This is a genomic window from Streptosporangium sp. NPDC023963 (assembly GCF_040639135.1).
Classification (GTDB): Bacteria; Actinomycetota; Actinomycetes; order Streptosporangiales; family Streptosporangiaceae; genus Streptosporangium.
Genome location: NZ_JBEZZK010000011.1, coordinates 64,219 through 81,344, shown reverse-complemented (window position 1 = coordinate 81,344; position 17,126 = coordinate 64,219). Strand labels below are relative to the sequence as shown.

The following is a 17,126-nucleotide window of genomic DNA, read 5'->3' as shown; positions in this document are numbered from 1 at the left end:
CGTGACCCGTCAGGACGGCCCGCTGCCTGCCGTCGACCTCCCACAGCCGCACCGGGCCGGTGGACGCCCAGGTCGCCAGCCACGAACCGTCGGGAGAGATCCGCATGCCCGATCCCGTCCCGGTGTGTCCCGTCAGGACGGCCCGCTCGGCGCCGTCGACCCCCCACAGGCGCACGCTCCCGTCTCCGGAGAGGGTCGCCAGCCACGAACCGTCGGGTGAGACGGCCATCTCGGAGACCTTGCCGAACGGCCTGTTCCGGCCGGAGACCTTCTCGTCCTCCTGGCTCCAGCCGCGCATCCTCAGGACGTCTTTCAGGCGTCGCGGCTTGGTTCTCACCCTGACCCGGCTCCTGAGGACCAGCCGTCTCTTCCCGCCGGGGCTCCAGAGAGCGACCCTTCCCGCCGCGGAGCGGGTCGCCAGCCACGAACCGTCCGGCGCGGCCACCAGCCCGGCGAGCTTTCCCGTCCCGCTTCGCAGGGCGGCGCGCCTGCTCCCGTCGGGATTCCAGAGGCGGCCCTTCCCTCGCGCGGAGAGGGTCGCCAGCCACGAACCGTCGGACGCCGCCACCATCGCGACGAGCTTTCCCGTCCCGGTGCGCAGGACGGCCCTCTCGGTGCCGCCGATCCCCCATATCTGCACCCTCCTGCTCCCGGAGCGGGTCACCAGCCACGAACCGTCCGGCGCGACGACGACCTCGCGCACCGGCCTGCCGTGGGTGGCCAGCGTTGTCCGGGTGGTGCCGTCGACCTTCCAGATCTGCGCGCCGCCGTCGCGGGCGTGCACGACGAACCGCGACCCGTCCGGTGTGATCGACACCTCGTTGAGCCGTCTCGTCGCCGAGGTCAGGGTCCGCAGGAGGCAGGTGGCGCCGTCGTCGGGCAGCGGCCAGCGGGCTCTCAGGAAGGTGGTCTTGTTCTCCTGGCTGTAGCGCTCGACCGACGCCCGCATCGGCGGGAACGCGTAGAGGCGGGCCAGCAGGTTCGCCGTGGAGACGGCGTCCGACTCGAAGGGGGTCAGCAGGTGGGCGCTGCGGTCGATCAACCGGCGGACCCCGGCGACGGAACGGGAGGTCGACAGCGCCAGGTCCGACTCCGCCGCGGCCACCCCGAACGCGCGTACCCGGGCCACGAACCACCGCACGTCGTGCAGGAGCGACTCCAGCTCCCGGTATCTCCTCGCCTCGGAGAGGTGGAACAGCAGGTGGTCCCAGAGGTAGGGCACGGTCCGGGGCAGCCTCCACCATTCGGCGTCCGCCGTGAGGTCGTCGTCGGGTATCAGGTTCCTGGCCTCGTCGAGGAGGTCGCGGTTGGCCGCCTCGGCGCGCTCCTTTCCCAGGCCGCCCTCCGAGCGGACGGCGGAACGGACGACGTCGTGGATCGTGATCGACGGCGTCGCCCCCCTCGCGTGACGCATGCTGACCAGCGAGAGGTCCTGGAGCCTTCCGCAGAGCCGTTCGGCCTGCTTGGAGGTGAGCCCCGCGGTGCCCCGCCAGAGAAGCTCGACGACGGTGACCGGTATCTCGGCGTCCTCGGGGAAGACGCCCAGTTCCAGGAAACGGGCCCGGTCGAACGCGCCGAGGGCCTCCAGACTGTGCTCGAGGGTGGCGAGCACGGCGGTCTCCCGCTGGGAGGCGACGGTGACGTCCAGGACGGCGGGTACGGTCCGGCCGAGCCGCCCGGCCGCCCGGCGCGCGGCGACGTCGGCGTTCGTCCCCGTGCCGTGCTCGTCGCGCAGCCGCGCGTTGACGAGAGACAGCAGCAGCGGCCATCTCCCGGTCAGGCCGACCAGGTCGCTGACGACCCCGGGGTTCATCGGCGGCAGCCCCCGGCTCAGCACCTGGACGGCCACCCGTGGCGCCATCTCGTCGACGATCATCGCGATCGCCTTCGGGGGCAGTGCCCGGGGCAACCGGGTCGTCACCAGCACCCGGGACCGCACGGCCGCGGCAAGGAAGGGGCGCAGTTGCCTGAGGCTCCACACGTCGTCGACCACCAGCAGCACGCGGCCCCGCTCCGCCAGGGCCTCGGCCATCCGGTGACCGGCCTGCTCGGGGCTGGAGAACTCCGGCCGGACGCCCAGCACGGCCTCCGTGACGTCGTTGGCGAGCGCCGCGATGTCGGCACCGGCGCGGTCACGGCCCACGGTGACCCATATGACGCCGCCGCCGAACCGTTTCCGCACCTCGTCGCTGTGACACGCCTCCACGGCCAGGGAGGTCTTGCCGAACCCGCCCGCCCCGGCGAGACCGGTGGTCAGCCCGACCGTGCCCGAGCCCCTCATCGTCAGGGTGGAGACCACGTCGTCCAGCTCGGTCCTCCTGACCCAGCCCGGCTGCCTGTCCGGCACCAGGAAGAGCTCGCCGCGCGTGCGTGACTCCCTCAGTTTCGGCGTCAGCCATGTCAGCAGGACGACAAGGGAGGCGGTTAATCCGAAAATCGCGACCCATTCGATCCGGTGCTCGACGACCGCGTCCGGAAGATATTCTTCGACCATTCGCACCGGAAGTCCGACCAGGATTCCCAAAACCACCAGAATCGCCGTGGCGACATCGGTGATTCTTTTTGTGCGACGAGCCACCGCCCACCCCTACAGTGCCGACCCCTGCCCCGACGGGCGCCGGGAACCCTGGACGCACGATATCTGTTCCCCATTGACGTTGAGTTGAATCACCGAGGTTTCAGCAATTAAAGCGCATACGAAAAGCCGTGTTGCACACTTTGAGCTGCTATGTCCACGACGTCGCGCCCACCATTCCGGCTCCCATTCAAGGGAGATCCTTTTCCGTGACACCGCGATCGCCCTTGGTGACCTCTTTCGAATCACCCGAGGAGAGGACCGCCAGGAAAGGTGCCGGAACGACGAAACCGCCCCCGCACCCACCGGGCCGGAGACGGCGCGGACGCCGCCGGGCCGCGGAGGGCGCGGGAACGGTTCGGGTCCGACGGGTCAGACCTCTGCCATCAGACCTGGCCGGACCTGTCAGACCTGGTTGAACCTGTCAGACCCGGCTGAATCTGTCAGACCCGGTTGAACCTGGTTGGATGTTGTTGAACCTGACGGATCCGGCCATGTCCAGCCAGGTCGGATCGCGAGGTCGCGGGTCGCGGGTCGCGGGTCGCAAGCTGCGAGCTGCGAGTCGCGGATCAGCGCTGCAGGTCGACGCAGGAGTAGAAGGCGTTGGCGGTGTCGGCGATGTTCCAGACGGCGAGGACCTTCAGGCGTCCGGTCCTGCCACCCAGGTTCACGTTGTGCGAGACGGTGGCGCCGGGCTGCCTGCCGCCGTCGTTGAACACCGCGATCCGGGTGTTGCCGATGAAGTACTCCCACGTGCTGGTGGCGTGGCGGGCGGTCAGCACCCAGTTGAAGGTGACCGAGTTGCCCACGCTCGTCGCCGGCCAGCCCTTGCTCTCGTTGCTGAGCTGCGAGAACCGGGCGACGTTGCCGTGGCAGTTCTTCAGGCCCTTGGGACCTTCCACGCTCTGGGGCTCGTAGATGATGTCGCCGCAGCCGGTGACCCGGCCCTGGGCGCACATGGCCTGACGGCTCGGCGGCGACGAGATGTAGCCGTGCGCGTTGGCCGGTGACGCGATGAACACGGTCGAGGCGACGGCGATGATCGCCATCGCGAGGAAGGTGACCGTTCTGCGCATGTCCTGCTCCTTCGCTGGGGGGTGACTCGAATATAAAAGAAAGTTTCCTAACAGTAAACATTCGAGTCATGAAAGATTCTGGAGCATGTCAGGAATGACGGCCGCTTCGGCCGGGCTCCGGGAGGGACGGTTCCTGCGGTCGGCCGCCCGGTCGCTCTTTTCGGGGATGACGGCTTTGATGTGGCGTCGGCGCAGGTGGACGCGGTCACCGCGAGAGGAGCAGGCCTTGTCGGCGGCCACCGCGGCAGGACGGGCGCGCGGGCGGCCGGCAGGTGGGTGTGCTCGCCCGGCCGTTTCGTGAACCTGGAACCGATCACCATCGGGACCCGGCGGACGTCTCTCGGGGGATCGCCCCCTACGGAACTCTCGCGACCATGCCGAAAACGCCGGGTTCCGCGAGGTCGGGGACGGGCTCGAAGTCGTTCTCAGGACGCCAGCCCTGGACGGGGACGATGCCCGGAGCCAGGAGTTCCAAGCCCTCCAGCCACGCGGCCATGTCCGCGCGGGTACGGCCGACGGCGGCTCCCTGACGGGTGTGGCCGTACAGCTCGTGGCCCTTCTTCACCAGGTCTCCGGTCAGCTCGCCGGGATGGCCGTGGGAAATGACCACGTGGCTGCCGGACACCAGGGGGCGACGGAGCTCGGCGACGATGCGGGCCGCCTCCTTGTCATCGGGGATGAAGTGCAGGACGGCCAGCAGCAACACCCCTACCGGCTGGGTGAAGTCCAGGTAGTCCTGGACCGTGGGGTGCTGGAGGAGGGCGGCCGGGTCGCGGATGTCGGCCGGGACGACCCTCGTGCCGGGGTTGTCGGCGAGCAGCGCGCGGGCGTGGACGAGCACCACGGGATCGTTGTCGACGTAGACCACCCGCGAGTTCGGCGCCGCGCGCTGGGCCACCTGATGAACGTTCTCCTGCGTCGGCAACCCGGCGCCGATGTCGAGGAACTGGCGGACGCCCGCGTCGACGAGGACGCGCACGGCCTGGCCCAGGAAAGCGCGGTTGGCCCTGGCGTTCTCACGCGCGTTCGGCACGGACCGGAGCACCACCTCGGCGGCCTCGCGATCCGCGGCGAAGTGGTCCTTGCCACCCAGCAAGTAGTCGTATATGCGCGCCGCGCTCGGCACGCTCAAGTCCACGCCCGTTATGTCCATGGGCGAAAGGTTAGTGAATCAAGCTCCTTCGCCGACGATTTTCACGCAAGGGCCGGACATTGACCCTCGGCCGCCCGAGTGAGGTCTGCGCGCTCGCCGGAAGTCAGCCCGGATCACCGCGGTCGACCCGGATCACCGCGGTCAGCCCGGATCACCGCGGTCGCCCCGGAGAAGACCGATCGGCGGGCCGGCCTGGCAGGCCACGAGACCGGCCCCTGTCTCCGAGGCTCGATCACGTGGCTGAGGCTCCTCACCCCAACCACATGATCGAGCCTCTGAACAGGCTCTAGACCGCTTCCGCGCGGACACGCAGGGCGGCCTCGACCATGTTCCTGAGGCTGGCCTCCGTCTCCGGATAGCCGCGGGTCTTCAGGCCGCAGTCGGGGTTGACCCAGAGCAGGGCCGGATCCACCGAGGCCGCGGCCGTACGCAGGGCGGCCTCGATCTCCCCGACCGAGGGCACCCTGGGCGAGTGGATGTCCCACACGCCGGGCCCGATGCCGCGCGCGTAGCCGAAGGCGCGCAGGTCGTCCAGGAGTTCCATCCGGGAGCGGGCCGCCTCGACGCTGGTCACGTCGGCGTCCAGGTCGCCGATCGCGCCGATGATCTCCCCGAACTCCGAATAGCACATGTGGGTGTGGATCTGCGTGCTGTCGGCCACCCCGCTGGTGGCCAGCCGGAACGCGGCGACCGCCCACTCCAGGTAGGCCTCGCGGTCGGCCCGCCGCAGCGGCAGCAGCTCGCGCAGCGCGGGCTCGTCGACCTGGATGATCCTGATGCCCGCCGCCTCGAGATCGCGGGTCTCGTCGCGCAGCGCCAGCGCCACCTGCCTGGCGGTCTCGCCCAGCGGCTGGTCGTCGCGGACGAACGACCAGGCCAGCATGGTCACCGGGCCGGTGAGCATGCCCTTGACCGGCTTCTTCGTCCGCGACTGCGCGTAGGAGGCCCAGCGCACCGTCATCGGCTCGGGACGGGAGACGTCGCCGAACAGGATCGGCGGGCGGACGTAGCGGCTGCCGTACGACTGCACCCAGCCGTGCTCGGTGGCGGCGTAGCCCTCCAGCATCTCGGCGAAGTACTGGACCATGTCGTTGCGCTCGGGCTCGCCGTGCACCAGCACGTCCAGGCCGATGTCCTCCTGCAGCGCGATGACGCGGTCGATCTCGGCCTCCATCCTGCGCTCGTACCCGGCCCTGTCGAGGTCGCCCGAGCGCATGGCGGCGCGGGCCTGGCGCACCTCGCCGGTCTGCGGGAAGGAGCCGATGGTGGTGGTGGCCAACGGCGGCAGGCCCAGGTCGGCGTTCTGCACGGCGAGCCGCTCGGCGTGCGGGGCGCGAGGGCGGCCCTCGCCCAGGGCGTCCAGCCTGGCTCGCACCCGAGGGTTGAGGAACCGCTCGACGGTCCTCTCCCCCGCGACGACCTCCTCGCCGTTCAGCGCCCGGCCGATCCGTACGACCTCGTCGACCTTCTGCCGGGCGAAGGCCAGCCGCTCGCGCAGCCGCGGGTCCAGCGAGGTCTCGGCGTCCAGGTCGAGCGGGACGTGCAGCAGCGAGCAGGAGGTGCTCACCACCAGCCGGTCGCTCAGGCCGAGCAGTGCGGCACAGGTCGCCAGCGCCTTCGCGATGTCGGTACGCCAGACGTTGCGGCCGTCGACGACCCCGGCGACGAGGGTCTTGCCGGGCAGCCCACCGGCGGCGGCCAGCGCCTCCAGGTTGCCGGGCGCCGAGACGAAGTCCAGGCCGACGGCCTCGACCCGGCTGCGGGCCAGGATCTCCAGCGCGGGCCCGATCTCGCCGAAGTAGGTGGCCACCAGCAGCCGGGGGCGGCTGCTGAGCTCCCCCAGCCGCGCGTAGGCCCGGCGCAGCGCGGCCAGCTCCTCGTCCGTACGGTCGGCGGCCAGCACCGGCTCGTCCAGCTGCACCTCGGCCACCCCCGCCGCGGCCATCCGCTCCAGCAGCTCGGCGTAGGTCTCCAGCAGGCCGTCCAGCAGCCGCAGCGGCGCGAAGCCGGGCTCGGTGGACTTGGCCAGCAGCAGGAACGACAGCGGCCCGACCAGCACCGGCCGGGTCTCGACGCCCAGCCGCCGCGCCTCGGCGTGCTCGGCCAGCGGCTTGCTCCAGTCGAGCCGGAACCGGGTCTCGGGGCCCACTTCCGGAACCAGGTAGTGGTAGTTGGTGTCGAACCACTTGGTCATCTCCAGCGGCGCCATCCCCTCGGCACCCCGGGCCATCGCGAAGTACGGATCCGCCGCCCCGGAAAACCGCTCGGGCACCGCCCCCACCATGACGGTGGTGTCCAGCACGTGGTCATACAGCGAGAAGGTGTTGGACGGCACCACATCCAGCCCCGCCCCCGACAGCTCCCGCCACACCCCCTGCCGCAACCCCGCGGCCGTCTCCTGCAAGCCGGCGGCGTCGATGCGCCCGGCCCAGTAATCCTCCGTCGCCCTCTTCACCTCGCGACGGCCCCCGATACGGGGGTAACCCAAAACGGTCGTGGTGACCTTGCTCATGGCGTCCTTCCCTCGGCTCATGCCATGCCGACCCACGGCCACACGGAAGGAACACACGGGAAAGACACATCCCAGGCCCTCCCACGAGGCCACGGATCACCGCGCACCGGACGGCGCACAGGCGGCTGGCAGGTCTTCGGACTCGCGGGCATCACACTCAACTCCTACTGACCGTCGCTTCCCAGATGACACGCACCCAGTGCCGATGACGGCGTTCGTTCCCACTCACCGCTGCGGGGCAGTCCCGGAATCACACCGGGTTCCCTCTTACGACTCCCGACACCACAACGGCCCCGGGAGAACCAACCGCACAACGAGCATAACCCGCCCCTGCCGAAGAACCCGCGCTCCCCCTGTCCGAGGGACGCCACACCGGAAGCAGTCACCGACACGACGACCTCTTCTGGGCCGAGCTGACTTGGCAACGCATCGCCACTGCCCGCGAGATCGTCAGAGAACGGGCTCATCGTGAAATGGAGTGCTTCGTGCTTCATAAGGACGCGCTCCGGCCACCCGGAAGCCGCCTTCACTCTTCCGTACCGGATCCGGGGAAGTGATCTAGGCTTGGCCGCATGACCGACTACCTTCAGGTTTCGACCACAGTGGACAGTCGCGATGCGGCGATGAATCTTCTCAGATCTGCCGTTCGTGCGAAATTGGCAGCGTCAGGCCAAGTCTTCGGGCCTGCCCAGTCTGTTTTCTGGCATGAGGGAAAAATGGGCGAAGGGGAAGAGTGGCAGATCTTCCTGAGGACGACTGTGGAGCGCTACCCGGACTTGGAGGCACATTTGATATCCGAGCACCCGTGGAACAACCCTGAAGTGACCTTCACATCGATTGACGGTGGGTCGGCTCCGTACTTGGAATGGCTGAGCAAGACGACGGCGTAGCCATGCGGTCGAAAAGTTCGGCAACGGATGGCAGCGATCTGTGATCCTCAAGACGCTCAAGAACGGCGCTGACGCGCTGGCGCGGACGAATCGACGCGACATCCATAGAGAGGCTCAGCGACTGACTCAGGGCGGCGGATGCGCGTTCGATCTCCCCTGCGTCTAGATACGCTTCCGAAAGCCAAGTCGTATAGAGGGACTTGTCTCGGGCGTGGGTGTCTTCGTACTTCGAGAGAGCATCTTCAAGAACGGCGATGGCCTTAACGGGTTGATTCAGCGCGACCCAGCACCGCCCCGTCATGATCTGAAGTTCGAGCCGGTCAACCCAGAGTGCCCAAGCTGGGTTCGGCTCACCACTGCTCTCCTCAAGGGCCCTACCGGCTTCTTCAAGACCTCTTTCGACCTCAACCTGGTATCTCTGCCCTTCAGACGCGTACGCTCATGCCGCCCGCTCCAGCAGGAGTGCCCTGACCGCAGGGGGAGTCCCTCGCTCCGCCACCCGGTACGAAGCATCCGCTTCCTGAATCCCCGGAGAGCCGTAACTTACTTTCTGATAAGCCAGGAACGCCAGCGAGTTGGCAAGAAGAGCGGTGTCTCCGGCGTCGGTGGCGGCCGACAGGCTTTTCTTGAAAAGCTGCCTCGCCCTCTTGGCCCATCCCGCGTCGAAGGCAGCCCATCCCGCCTGCTGTGCTTGCTCGCTGACCACGCTTAGAAGCGCTCTTCCCGTCTTCTGCGTATAACTGGCCTCGTTGACGAGTGTACTCGTTCTCTCAAGCTCGGCAGCATAGAGAGGATAGGTTTCGGCGCCGCCTAGATAGTCGTCGATTCGACGTAGCCGCGCAATGCGCTTGCGAAGCGAAACGACAAGCTCATCATTGACGCGTCGCCCCTGAGGAAGACTCTCAAACGGTACTGGAACAGCGGCAATTCCCACAGTCGCCACGGACGCACCGAGAAATTCTCTGCGTAGCACATCATCCTCCAGCTCGGTGCGTGACGTGCTTTCCGCGCTGAACAGTTCATTCTCTTCCAGGTCAAAAGCTCGGCAGTAAAGCAGCCGGTATGGATCCCTCGGCTTATGCCTGCCCGCTTCCCAGTCTTTGATCATGCGGGTGACGGAATCCCGTCCCGGCATACGGCTACGCGTACGTTCGTCGGCCAGATCGGTCAACGCTCGGGCCATTTCCCGCTGAGTCCACAGCCGGTTGCGCCGTTCGGCGCGTAGCCGTCGCGCCCAAGCTGGAACGTCGCGCATCGCGTTACCTCTGGAGATAGGGATCTGCGTCTCTCCCCCAATCTCCCCTATTCCCCTTCCGGCGAGCCTGTTACTCCTCTTCTCTCCCCTGGTCTCCCCTGTCCCGCCCTATCTCCGCGTGCTGGCGCGGCGGTGTCATGGGAGGACCGTGAAAAAGCGGAACCCGCAGGCGCGGTCACGCCGTACGGGTTCCTTGATCGCACAGAGAGGTGCGACCCATGGACAACTGTAGAGCCGTCCCGCCCGCCGTTGACGAGGCAACAGTGGAGAGCCAAGACAAGGCACTGGCCGTGGTTCAGCGGCTTCTCACCGAGCGGGGAATCCGTGCTCACCGCCATCACACGATCAGCCTGGGGCTGTTCGCCAACAGTGAGGCCGCCTGGCCCGACCAGCCTCCGCTCCGATCGTGGATGGAGCGACACCCGCCGGAGCTGACCGTGAAGGGTCCGCAGGGCTGGCGCGTAGCCACGGTGACCATGGGTCCACGCTCGGGCTGCTACCTGGTGTCCATCCGCAACGGCGCCGACCTTCAGACCGTCAGACAGGAACAGCCGGAAAAGGTGGTTGACCTGATCCTGGCCGCTCGTGGGATGTGACCGTGTACGGCTGGGTCATCCTGGGCGATGCGGCCACGAGGCGCGTCAACGGCCAGGAGATCATCATCACTGCTGGAAAGTCGGGCAACCTCGGGGCGGCCATCAGGGCTTGGGAGGACAACGAACGTCACCGGATGGCGTACGAACTGGGAAACCTCGGTCGCCTGGTCAATGACGCGTTGGACCGGCTACGACAGGCCAGGGACAGCTGATGGCGGCGGGGTAGGTCGCTCTCGCTGATGGTGACCATGTCATCCGGTGGCAACCCGACCCGAAGCACAGAGCCGCCAGGCCCGCGCATCGGAAGCGGGGCGGCAGAGGTGTTACTCCCACATTCGAGCGTTCCTGATGAACACGGGCGGAGCGGCCGGCGCAATCCGAAGGACCCCGTAGGGGCCGCGTAGCGGTTGGGCCGGTGGTCGGAGCGGGCGGCAGTGCGTTCACGGTCGGCGCGGCGTTCGGTACGGCGTTCGGTACGGCGGGCGGGCTGGTGCGGCGGGCGGCGGGGTCCGGCCGTCCGCGCCGGGCGGGCGCGGGACGGGACCGGCCTCCAGGCCGCATGCCCGGCCCCGATGTCCGCGCGGCGTGGACGGGCGTGCCGCGCCGGATGGCGGTGCGGAGCACTGACGCCTCGATAGACCTTTCTATCCTGCTTCACAGAGGCTCCAGAGCAGCGGTAAAGCACTCTTCCTCCAGGCTCCTCTGAGCGTCTCATGGCCCGCATCTTTGCAGGCCATGCGGTCTCGGCCCCCTCGCCGACTCTGACCTACAACAACAGAATGGAAAAGACTCAACGATACAAATGAACCTGCGGCTCTTCATTTGAAAGCAATTAAAATATGTTCACAACCAGCAAGCATGGTCGCGCTGACTAGCTTTTTATCTTTATGAACTCGAACTGACGACAAAACTAATATCGCCTTGCGCCCATCTCAATAAGGTGTTTTGCCATTTATCACTGATGGGTAGCTGAGGCAAATTTTGAACGTCTTCACCAAGGCGCATCTGCACGTACTTCACAAGTTGCGAGAATATACCCAAACCTCTCAGCGACTCCAAATCCCTATCTCCAAGCAGTTCGGAATCAGAGTGTGCGGCAATTTCCACGGCCACAGCAACAAGGTAGCAGCTGGGGCCCGCAGCCTCTCCCATTTTATGAAGATCACTCCTCTTTATGGGAGGGTCTATCTTGGCGTGAATTCTATTCAAAATAAAGGGCTGAGCAAATATTTCATTTCTACGGAAGGCCTGGACGCTGTTCTCAAGCGAGTTTGCGGACTCCAAGTAGTCGAATAGATCACGTTCCCACTGCACACTACGAGTACCTTCGGGTTTATTTCGCAATATTTCGGAAGCCATAGAAATCCTCCCGGTTTGCGTAAAGTTATTAAAAGGAGACGTGAAGATTCCAGTTAGATCGCCATCGGTGGCTGAAATTAATTCGTTTACTTTTAAAATACCCATAGGTATTGCAAGGCCAACAAAGTCCGGTGCTTCTTCGAGACTAGAAGTGATCAAAGTTTTGCGTGCTCGCAGAATCACCCCAATCCAGTTGTCATCATCGATATTAGGTGCGCGGATATTTCGGATCTTTTCATAGCCCAGCCATAAGGCTACTCGTAAAGCCGAAATGATCCTCTCTCTATCGTTGGATACCGCTGCACCATCTAGCCAGAGCTCGAATTCACTAGCAAGGGCGAGTTGTTCATTACCGCAAATAGAGGTAAGTCGACCTAGCGCCTCGTAAAGTTGAATATCTCCCTTGCTATCGCTGAACATCTCTTTTGTGATACGCCTGACTAGCGATCTAGCTGTTGCAGGCGAGTGGGATGCTATCTCCATACAACCTGCAATAAAGTTAAGAATGTTTGCCTGACTAACTGCACTCCGGTATTTTTTGTTGCGAAGCAAAGCCTCGCATATCCGGTCAGCCCCACGATCGCTGATCGTATCTTTGATCTGAACTGCCAGCTGTGCAACAACTTCCCATTCCTGTCGAGCCACGTGCGGCAGTATCTGTTTCGCTAATCCTTCGGGCGTATCACATGAAGTAGCAAGATGATACGCAGCAAAGTATTCTAAGAAAGTACGATGGGTAAATGTATAGAGATCTTCACCTCGCGGAGTTACACCAGCATCACTAAATACCCAGGCGCGGCCGCGGCAAAATTTTATAAATTCATCCGCTGCTGCTCTAGCGTCTTCTTCCGTCTCAAAGCCACGGCCATGGAGAAACTCTGTCACTTTTATGGTGAGTTCGCGCTCTGTCACAGCCGCACCGCTGGGGGTTCGCGCAAAAAGCCAGAATGCTAATAACCTTATGGCTGGCTCGATGAGAGAACGGGCTCTTAATTCCACATGAATTCCACGCGAAGTATCCCATTTCACAAAAAGCAGACGCGCACATTGCCCGTAAACTTCTGCCCTATTTCTGGGTATGTATCCCTCACCTCGGTATACTATACACATGAGGGATAACATTAAAGGATTCCGAGTCAAATCAGATACTGATCTGCTCTCAGCAATAAAGCTGCTCGTATAGTCGGAGGCCTGCTTTCTGGTAAGTCCCTCTTCTTGAGCAAACCAGTTTGAGACATAATCGGATACTCGCTTTGAATCAAATCCAGATATCCCCCAACAGGAGAATTGTGAATCATCAAGTCTTGCCTGGTTATATCCAACACGGCGAGAAGTAACAAGTACTCGACACAGCGGATATTGCGAGCAAAAGAGCTCTATCATACTAGCAATGTCAGCCCTCAGCGAGCCGTCTATAAGCTCATCTAATCCATCAAATATTACAAGTGCAGATCCATTTAGCAATAAGCGATCTAACGCACCCTTTGTGGGCGTTTGACATTGATAGAATGCACTGATTCTCAGCTCCAGGTGACTCAATATAGATCCGATTTGACCAGCCTCAGATGCAAGATCTCGAAGAATTAACAGGAAAGGAGTAGGGCAGTCTTCATTAGAAGCGTATTGATTCATAAGGTAATGGGTCGCTGTCGTTTTTCCGCCTCCTGGATCGCCAAGCAGGACTGCGCGATCCAAGCTTGAAGAGAAGTGATCTATAGTAATACTGTTCTTCTCAATGAGCGACGATTCCGAAACGCCGCCATGCGTATATGAATTTCTATTTGCTGCTCTGTGTACTGATTCAGGCGTGATATTAGGAGACACGTATAGCTTTTCAATTGGTACGCGCCGCCGACGCTGAAAATCTGGGGGCTCAAGCTTTCCGTGATACTTAGTTACTTGACGGCGATAGCGACGCCAGTAAGTGGTCTCTTGGACTGGATCCGGCTGACTATTGAGGGTCTCCAGGTGGCGTTCTATCGCTTGGAGAGTAGAAGTAATTCGGCTAAAATGGGCTTCGGACCGAATGGCAGCCAAGATGCTTGGGTCAAATTCGATCATGCTTTCCATCATTGAAAACATGTACTGATCGAAAACCTGGAAAACTGAGTCAGCGTAAACATCTTTATTATCGCTACAGCTATATGCGGAGAGAGTCTTCCGGAATCCGCTTTGTAACATTTCAATAGCGCTTTCGGGCGCATTCGAAAGCCGAGCCGCGAGCAACCCATGCAAAATCGCGTGAACATCGGAGTTGGATAACCATTCGGTAATCTGAGTGCTCAGAAAAGACTTAGGAGGTGATGGCAGCTCAAGCGAGTCTACTATGCTGTAAGTGTCAAAGAACTGCGATATTTGAAGAGTATTGTTTTTAGTGGTTTTTAGTGTTTCAGCCGCCAAGCTCAGCCTTCGCCCCGCTTGCTTGATAATCTCGACTGCCACTCCGCCGACAAGAGATTCAAGCGCACCTTGAGTGAAATCTCCCATCTACGCCCCCTTCGCATTTTTGGCTAATTTGCGCACTATACCTTATGAAACGGTGCGAAGCTAGTGCAGATTGTCTTATTTGTCACGAAACATCACATAGATGTATTTTTGACCAAAAGCTCATACGGATACTTAAGGCATAAGAACGCGCGAGGATCATCGAGGTATCTTTCGCGGGAATGCCTGTTGCATCGTCGCCATACGGCCGACTGGTATTAGACATAAACCACCGCAGCGCGGAGTGACTGCTCGACGCGCGCCGACCGCCGCAGGCGGGCGGCCTTGACCAAGTAATGAAAATCCTCGCGGATCGACCCGCCAACGCGATCTCGATCATGTAACTCAGGGACCTACAGGGCCGGTTGCGCAGACGTCCCGGCAGCTCAGAGTATTGATCACCTCAATGAGCCGCTACGCCGAGCACTCTCCGGCGAATAGTTGCCTTTGCGGTTGAACTAGTGGTAGTTGGTGTCGAACCACTTGGTCATCTCCAGCGGCGCGACCCCCTCGGCACCGCGGGCCATCGCGAAGTACGGATCCGCCGCCCCGGAAAACCGCTCGGGCACCGCCCCCACCATGACGGTGGTGTCCAGCACGTGGTCATACAGCGAGAAGGTGTTGGACGGCACCGCATCCAGCCCCGCCCCCGACAGCTCCCGCCACACCCCCTGCCGCAACCCCGCGGCCGCCTCCTGAAGACCGGCGGCATCCACCCGCCCGGCCCGGTAACCCTGGGAGCGATGGGAGCGATCAGAGCACCACCCCACATAGCGGCAGCCACGAGCACCGCGAGCGTCGAGCGCTCCGGGAGCGGGTTCTATCTCGCAGTGCTGACGTCGATGACTCCGATGACGCCGGACACCGGAACGGTGCCCTCAACCTCCATGCGATGGTGGCTACGCGAGTCAAGGGAGACATCGCGATTGTCGCCCTGAACCCAGATACGTCCTTCCGGGACGACTACCGGCTCGAAGGTGTGATTCGAAGCCCTCTCGTTGGCCACGTACGGTTCGTCCAGCGGCTTGCCGTCAACGATCATCCGATGCCGCGGATCGCAGCAACCGACCGTGCTCCCTGGAACGCCAATGACTCGCTTGATCATGTAGCCGCCGCTCCCACCCCACGCCTTCGGGGGGAGAAAGGCGATGACGTCACCCTTCTTGGGGGCGTACGTCCCGTCGGTCACCTTGCCGGTGACCACAGCACCCTTCTTGAGCGTAGGCATCATCGCTTCGCTCGATTCGCGATAGGACTCCCGTCCGGTCGCCTTGGAAATCAACGGCTCAGGTATGACCGAGCACGCGGAAATCCCTGCGACCACAAAAGGAACGATCAGCATATACAGCCCACGAAATACCACCACTGCATTATCTGGGCTGGAGATCACTCCGATGGCTCGCGGCTCATTACGATCTTGTAGCAGGATGTCGGGACTTGTTCCGCTTGATCAACACTGGTCGTTTCCACCCCGAACCCCGCAGCCGTCAGGCGCATCGTGAGCGGTGCGGCCCGATCTCCGGCAGGCCGGGCCGTCCGGAGTAGGCGAGAGGAGAAGCACGTGGACTCGGAGGTGCCGGCGTACTACGGCCGACTGGTGGAGGAGACGCTGACCGTGCCGCTGTGCATCACCTGGGTCGAGGATCCGCCCTCCACCGAGGTGCTCGCCGCGGCGGGCCGGCGGGAGGACGGGATGGGCGGCCGGGGACCCGCGCGTGGCCGATCTCATCGCCGATCCCGACCCCGGCGGGACCCGCGAGATCGCCGCCCTGATAGTCGACGTAGAGCTGGTCGAGAATGACGAGTGCGGCGGCGAGGTCCGACTCCTTGAGGAGTCCGGTGTTGGTACGGAGCGCCGCGGTCGGATTCTCGTGCATCGGTGCCGCATCTCACGTGCCCGGGCGACGTGTCGCAAGATAGGTAATTCTCGCCGATGTGCGGAGATTGGTCGTCTTGGCACGATCGCATCTGCCGGGTGTGGATGTAACGGCTCGCTCATGCCCGGTGTTCCCGATCGTCACTGACCGAAGAGAGAACATCACGATGGATAACGTTATGGACGCCGAGGAGGCCGGCATCGACGAGTCGGCCCCGGTGGTCAGCCGCCACAGCGTCACGGTGGCCGCGTCGGCGGACACCGTCTGGCGCATTCTCACGGACATCGACGCGTGGACGACGTGGCTGCCGGAGATTCCGTACGCACATATCGAAACGCCTGGTCCGCTTGCGTCGGGCTCCGTGTTCCGTTGGTCCGCCGCGGGAATGGAGATCGAGTCGACGTTCGTTCAGGTGTGGCCGCAGGAACGCCTTGTGTGGCGGGGATACGGTGGCGGGCCGGACGGCGTCCTCGGCGTTCACGTCTGGGCGCTCACCCCGGCCGGCGACGGCGTCGAGGTGTCCACCGAGGAGTCCTTCGCCGGTCCGCCTGTCGATGCCGACCCCGCGACGTTCCAGGCGGGTCTCGACACGACGCTCGCCATGTGGCTGCGTCGGCTCAAGACCACGGCTGAGGCGGCGGCCGCCTCATGAAGAGCCTCATGAAGAACCGTATGGGCGCCGTCACGGCGATAGTCGTCGTTGCCGGTCTGATGGGCGTTACGGGCGCACCGGCTCGGGCCGAGGCCACGCGCGTCGACGACTCCGACCGCACGGCGGTGCGATGCGCGGGAAAGACCGTCGACACCTCGGCGAAGATCCGCTACCGGACGGAGACGGTGATCGCCGCTCCGCTGCGTACCGTCTGGAGGATTCAGACCGACGTGGAACGCTGGCCGTCGTGGCAGAAGCCGGTCCTCTCCAGCAAGCGGCTCGATCGTGGCCCGTTGCGTCCCGGTTCGTCATTCCGATGGACGACGCCGGTGCTCGAGACCGAGTTGAACCCCGCCACGACCCTCGTGGTCACCTCCACCGTCCGGCAGCTGCGGCACCAGAAGTGCCTTCGGTGGGACGGACCGGCGATCGGTGCCGGGCTGAGAATCGACAAGGGGGTCCACGTGTGGACCTTCACCGAGGTGGGCGGCCGGGTTGTCGTGCGCACCGAGGAGACGTGGCGCGGTGACCAGGTGGAGCAGGACGTCGGGTTCTCCACCGCGGCCCTCGGCGCGGGTCTCGAAACATGGCTGACGGAGCTGAAGACCGTGGCCGAACGGGAGGGTAAGCGGGCCCGTCATTCAGCACCGATGTAGCCCAGCGGCCCCGCCGGTCTCCTCCGGCGGGGCCTTTCGCG

The 17,126-nt window shown here is 63.7% G+C and carries 12 protein-coding genes, 2 pseudogenes and 1 riboswitch; of the genes and pseudogenes, 5 read left to right on the top strand and 9 right to left on the bottom strand.

All coding sequences use genetic code 11. The features are described from left to right. The 5 genes and pseudogenes from AB0F88_RS28790 to metE all read right to left on the bottom strand — a co-directional run. The coding region (locus AB0F88_RS28790) for an NB-ARC domain-containing protein (RefSeq protein ID WP_362691199.1) at positions 1-2,494 on the bottom strand (2,494 nt) is incomplete at its 3' end. A gap of 650 nt (positions 2,495-3,144) precedes the next feature. Then, positions 3,145-3,651 (bottom strand): lytic polysaccharide monooxygenase auxiliary activity family 9 protein, encoded by a 507-nt coding sequence (locus AB0F88_RS28785; RefSeq protein ID WP_362690702.1) that lies wholly within the window; start codon positions 3,649-3,651, stop codon positions 3,145-3,147. Positions 3,652-3,768: 117 nt separating this feature from the next. Further along, positions 3,769-3,924 (bottom strand): annotated as a pseudogene (locus tag AB0F88_RS28780) (IS5/IS1182 family transposase); the annotation flags it as partial. A gap of 82 nt (positions 3,925-4,006) precedes the next feature. Continuing rightward, positions 4,007-4,804, bottom strand: coding sequence for an SAM-dependent methyltransferase (locus tag AB0F88_RS28775; protein ID WP_362690699.1), 798 nt, complete (start codon positions 4,802-4,804; stop codon positions 4,007-4,009). Positions 4,805-5,090: 286 nt separating this feature from the next. Further along, positions 5,091-7,316 carry a 5-methyltetrahydropteroyltriglutamate--homocysteine S-methyltransferase gene (gene metE / locus AB0F88_RS28770; RefSeq protein ID WP_362690696.1) on the bottom strand — a complete coding sequence of 742 codons (2,226 nt, stop codon included), beginning with the start codon at positions 7,314-7,316 and terminating at the stop codon, positions 5,091-5,093. Between the two features lie 109 nt (positions 7,317-7,425). Continuing rightward, positions 7,426-7,638, bottom strand: a riboswitch (cobalamin riboswitch). Positions 7,639-7,888: 250 nt separating this feature from the next. Here metE and cutA point away from each other — a divergent pair. Beyond that, complete coding sequence (cutA, locus tag AB0F88_RS28765) at positions 7,889-8,206, top strand: divalent-cation tolerance protein CutA (RefSeq protein ID WP_362690693.1); 318 nt, start codon at positions 7,889-7,891, stop codon at positions 8,204-8,206. A 439-nt stretch (positions 8,207-8,645) separates the two neighbouring features. On the opposite strand, the gene AB0F88_RS28760 is transcribed toward cutA, so the two are convergent. Then, complete coding sequence (locus AB0F88_RS28760) at positions 8,646-9,461, bottom strand: hypothetical protein (protein ID WP_362690690.1); 816 nt, start codon at positions 9,459-9,461, stop codon at positions 8,646-8,648. Positions 9,462-9,679: 218 nt separating this feature from the next. On the opposite strand from AB0F88_RS28760, the gene AB0F88_RS28755 reads away from it, so the two are divergent. Both AB0F88_RS28755 and AB0F88_RS28750 read left to right on the top strand, forming a co-directional pair. Further along, the gene (locus AB0F88_RS28755) at positions 9,680-10,057 is read left to right on the top strand and encodes a hypothetical protein (protein ID WP_362690687.1); all 378 of its coding nucleotides are present in this window, start codon (positions 9,680-9,682) and stop codon (positions 10,055-10,057) included. Between the two features lie 2 nt (positions 10,058-10,059). Continuing rightward, positions 10,060-10,269: a hypothetical protein gene (locus AB0F88_RS28750; RefSeq protein ID WP_362690684.1), complete on the top strand. Its 210-nt coding sequence runs from the start codon at positions 10,060-10,062 to the stop codon at positions 10,267-10,269. Positions 10,270-10,942: 673 nt separating this feature from the next. On the opposite strand, the gene AB0F88_RS28745 is transcribed toward AB0F88_RS28750, so the two are convergent. The 3 genes and pseudogenes from AB0F88_RS28745 to lepB all read right to left on the bottom strand — a co-directional run bounded on the left by AB0F88_RS28745 (position 10,943) and on the right by lepB (position 15,242). Further along, positions 10,943-13,903, bottom strand: coding sequence for an NACHT domain-containing protein (locus AB0F88_RS28745; protein ID WP_362690681.1), 2,961 nt, complete (start codon positions 13,901-13,903; stop codon positions 10,943-10,945). A gap of 458 nt (positions 13,904-14,361) precedes the next feature. Next, a pseudogene (locus tag AB0F88_RS28740) lies at positions 14,362-14,670 on the bottom strand (5-methyltetrahydropteroyltriglutamate--homocysteine S-methyltransferase); the annotation flags it as partial. A gap of 50 nt (positions 14,671-14,720) precedes the next feature. Beyond that, entirely contained in the window at positions 14,721-15,242 is a 522-nt protein-coding gene (gene lepB / locus AB0F88_RS28735) for a signal peptidase I (RefSeq protein WP_362690678.1), read from the bottom strand. Positions 15,243-15,955: 713 nt separating this feature from the next. On the opposite strand from lepB, the gene AB0F88_RS28730 reads away from it, so the two are divergent. Both AB0F88_RS28730 and AB0F88_RS28725 read left to right on the top strand, forming a co-directional pair. After that, positions 15,956-16,429 carry an SRPBCC family protein gene (locus AB0F88_RS28730; RefSeq protein ID WP_362690676.1) on the top strand — a complete coding sequence of 158 codons (474 nt, stop codon included), beginning with the start codon at positions 15,956-15,958 and terminating at the stop codon, positions 16,427-16,429. Positions 16,430-16,437: 8 nt separating this feature from the next. Next, the gene (locus AB0F88_RS28725; protein ID WP_362690674.1) at positions 16,438-17,085 is read left to right on the top strand and encodes an SRPBCC family protein; all 648 of its coding nucleotides are present in this window, start codon (positions 16,438-16,440) and stop codon (positions 17,083-17,085) included. The last annotated feature ends 41 nt before the right edge of the window (positions 17,086-17,126 follow it).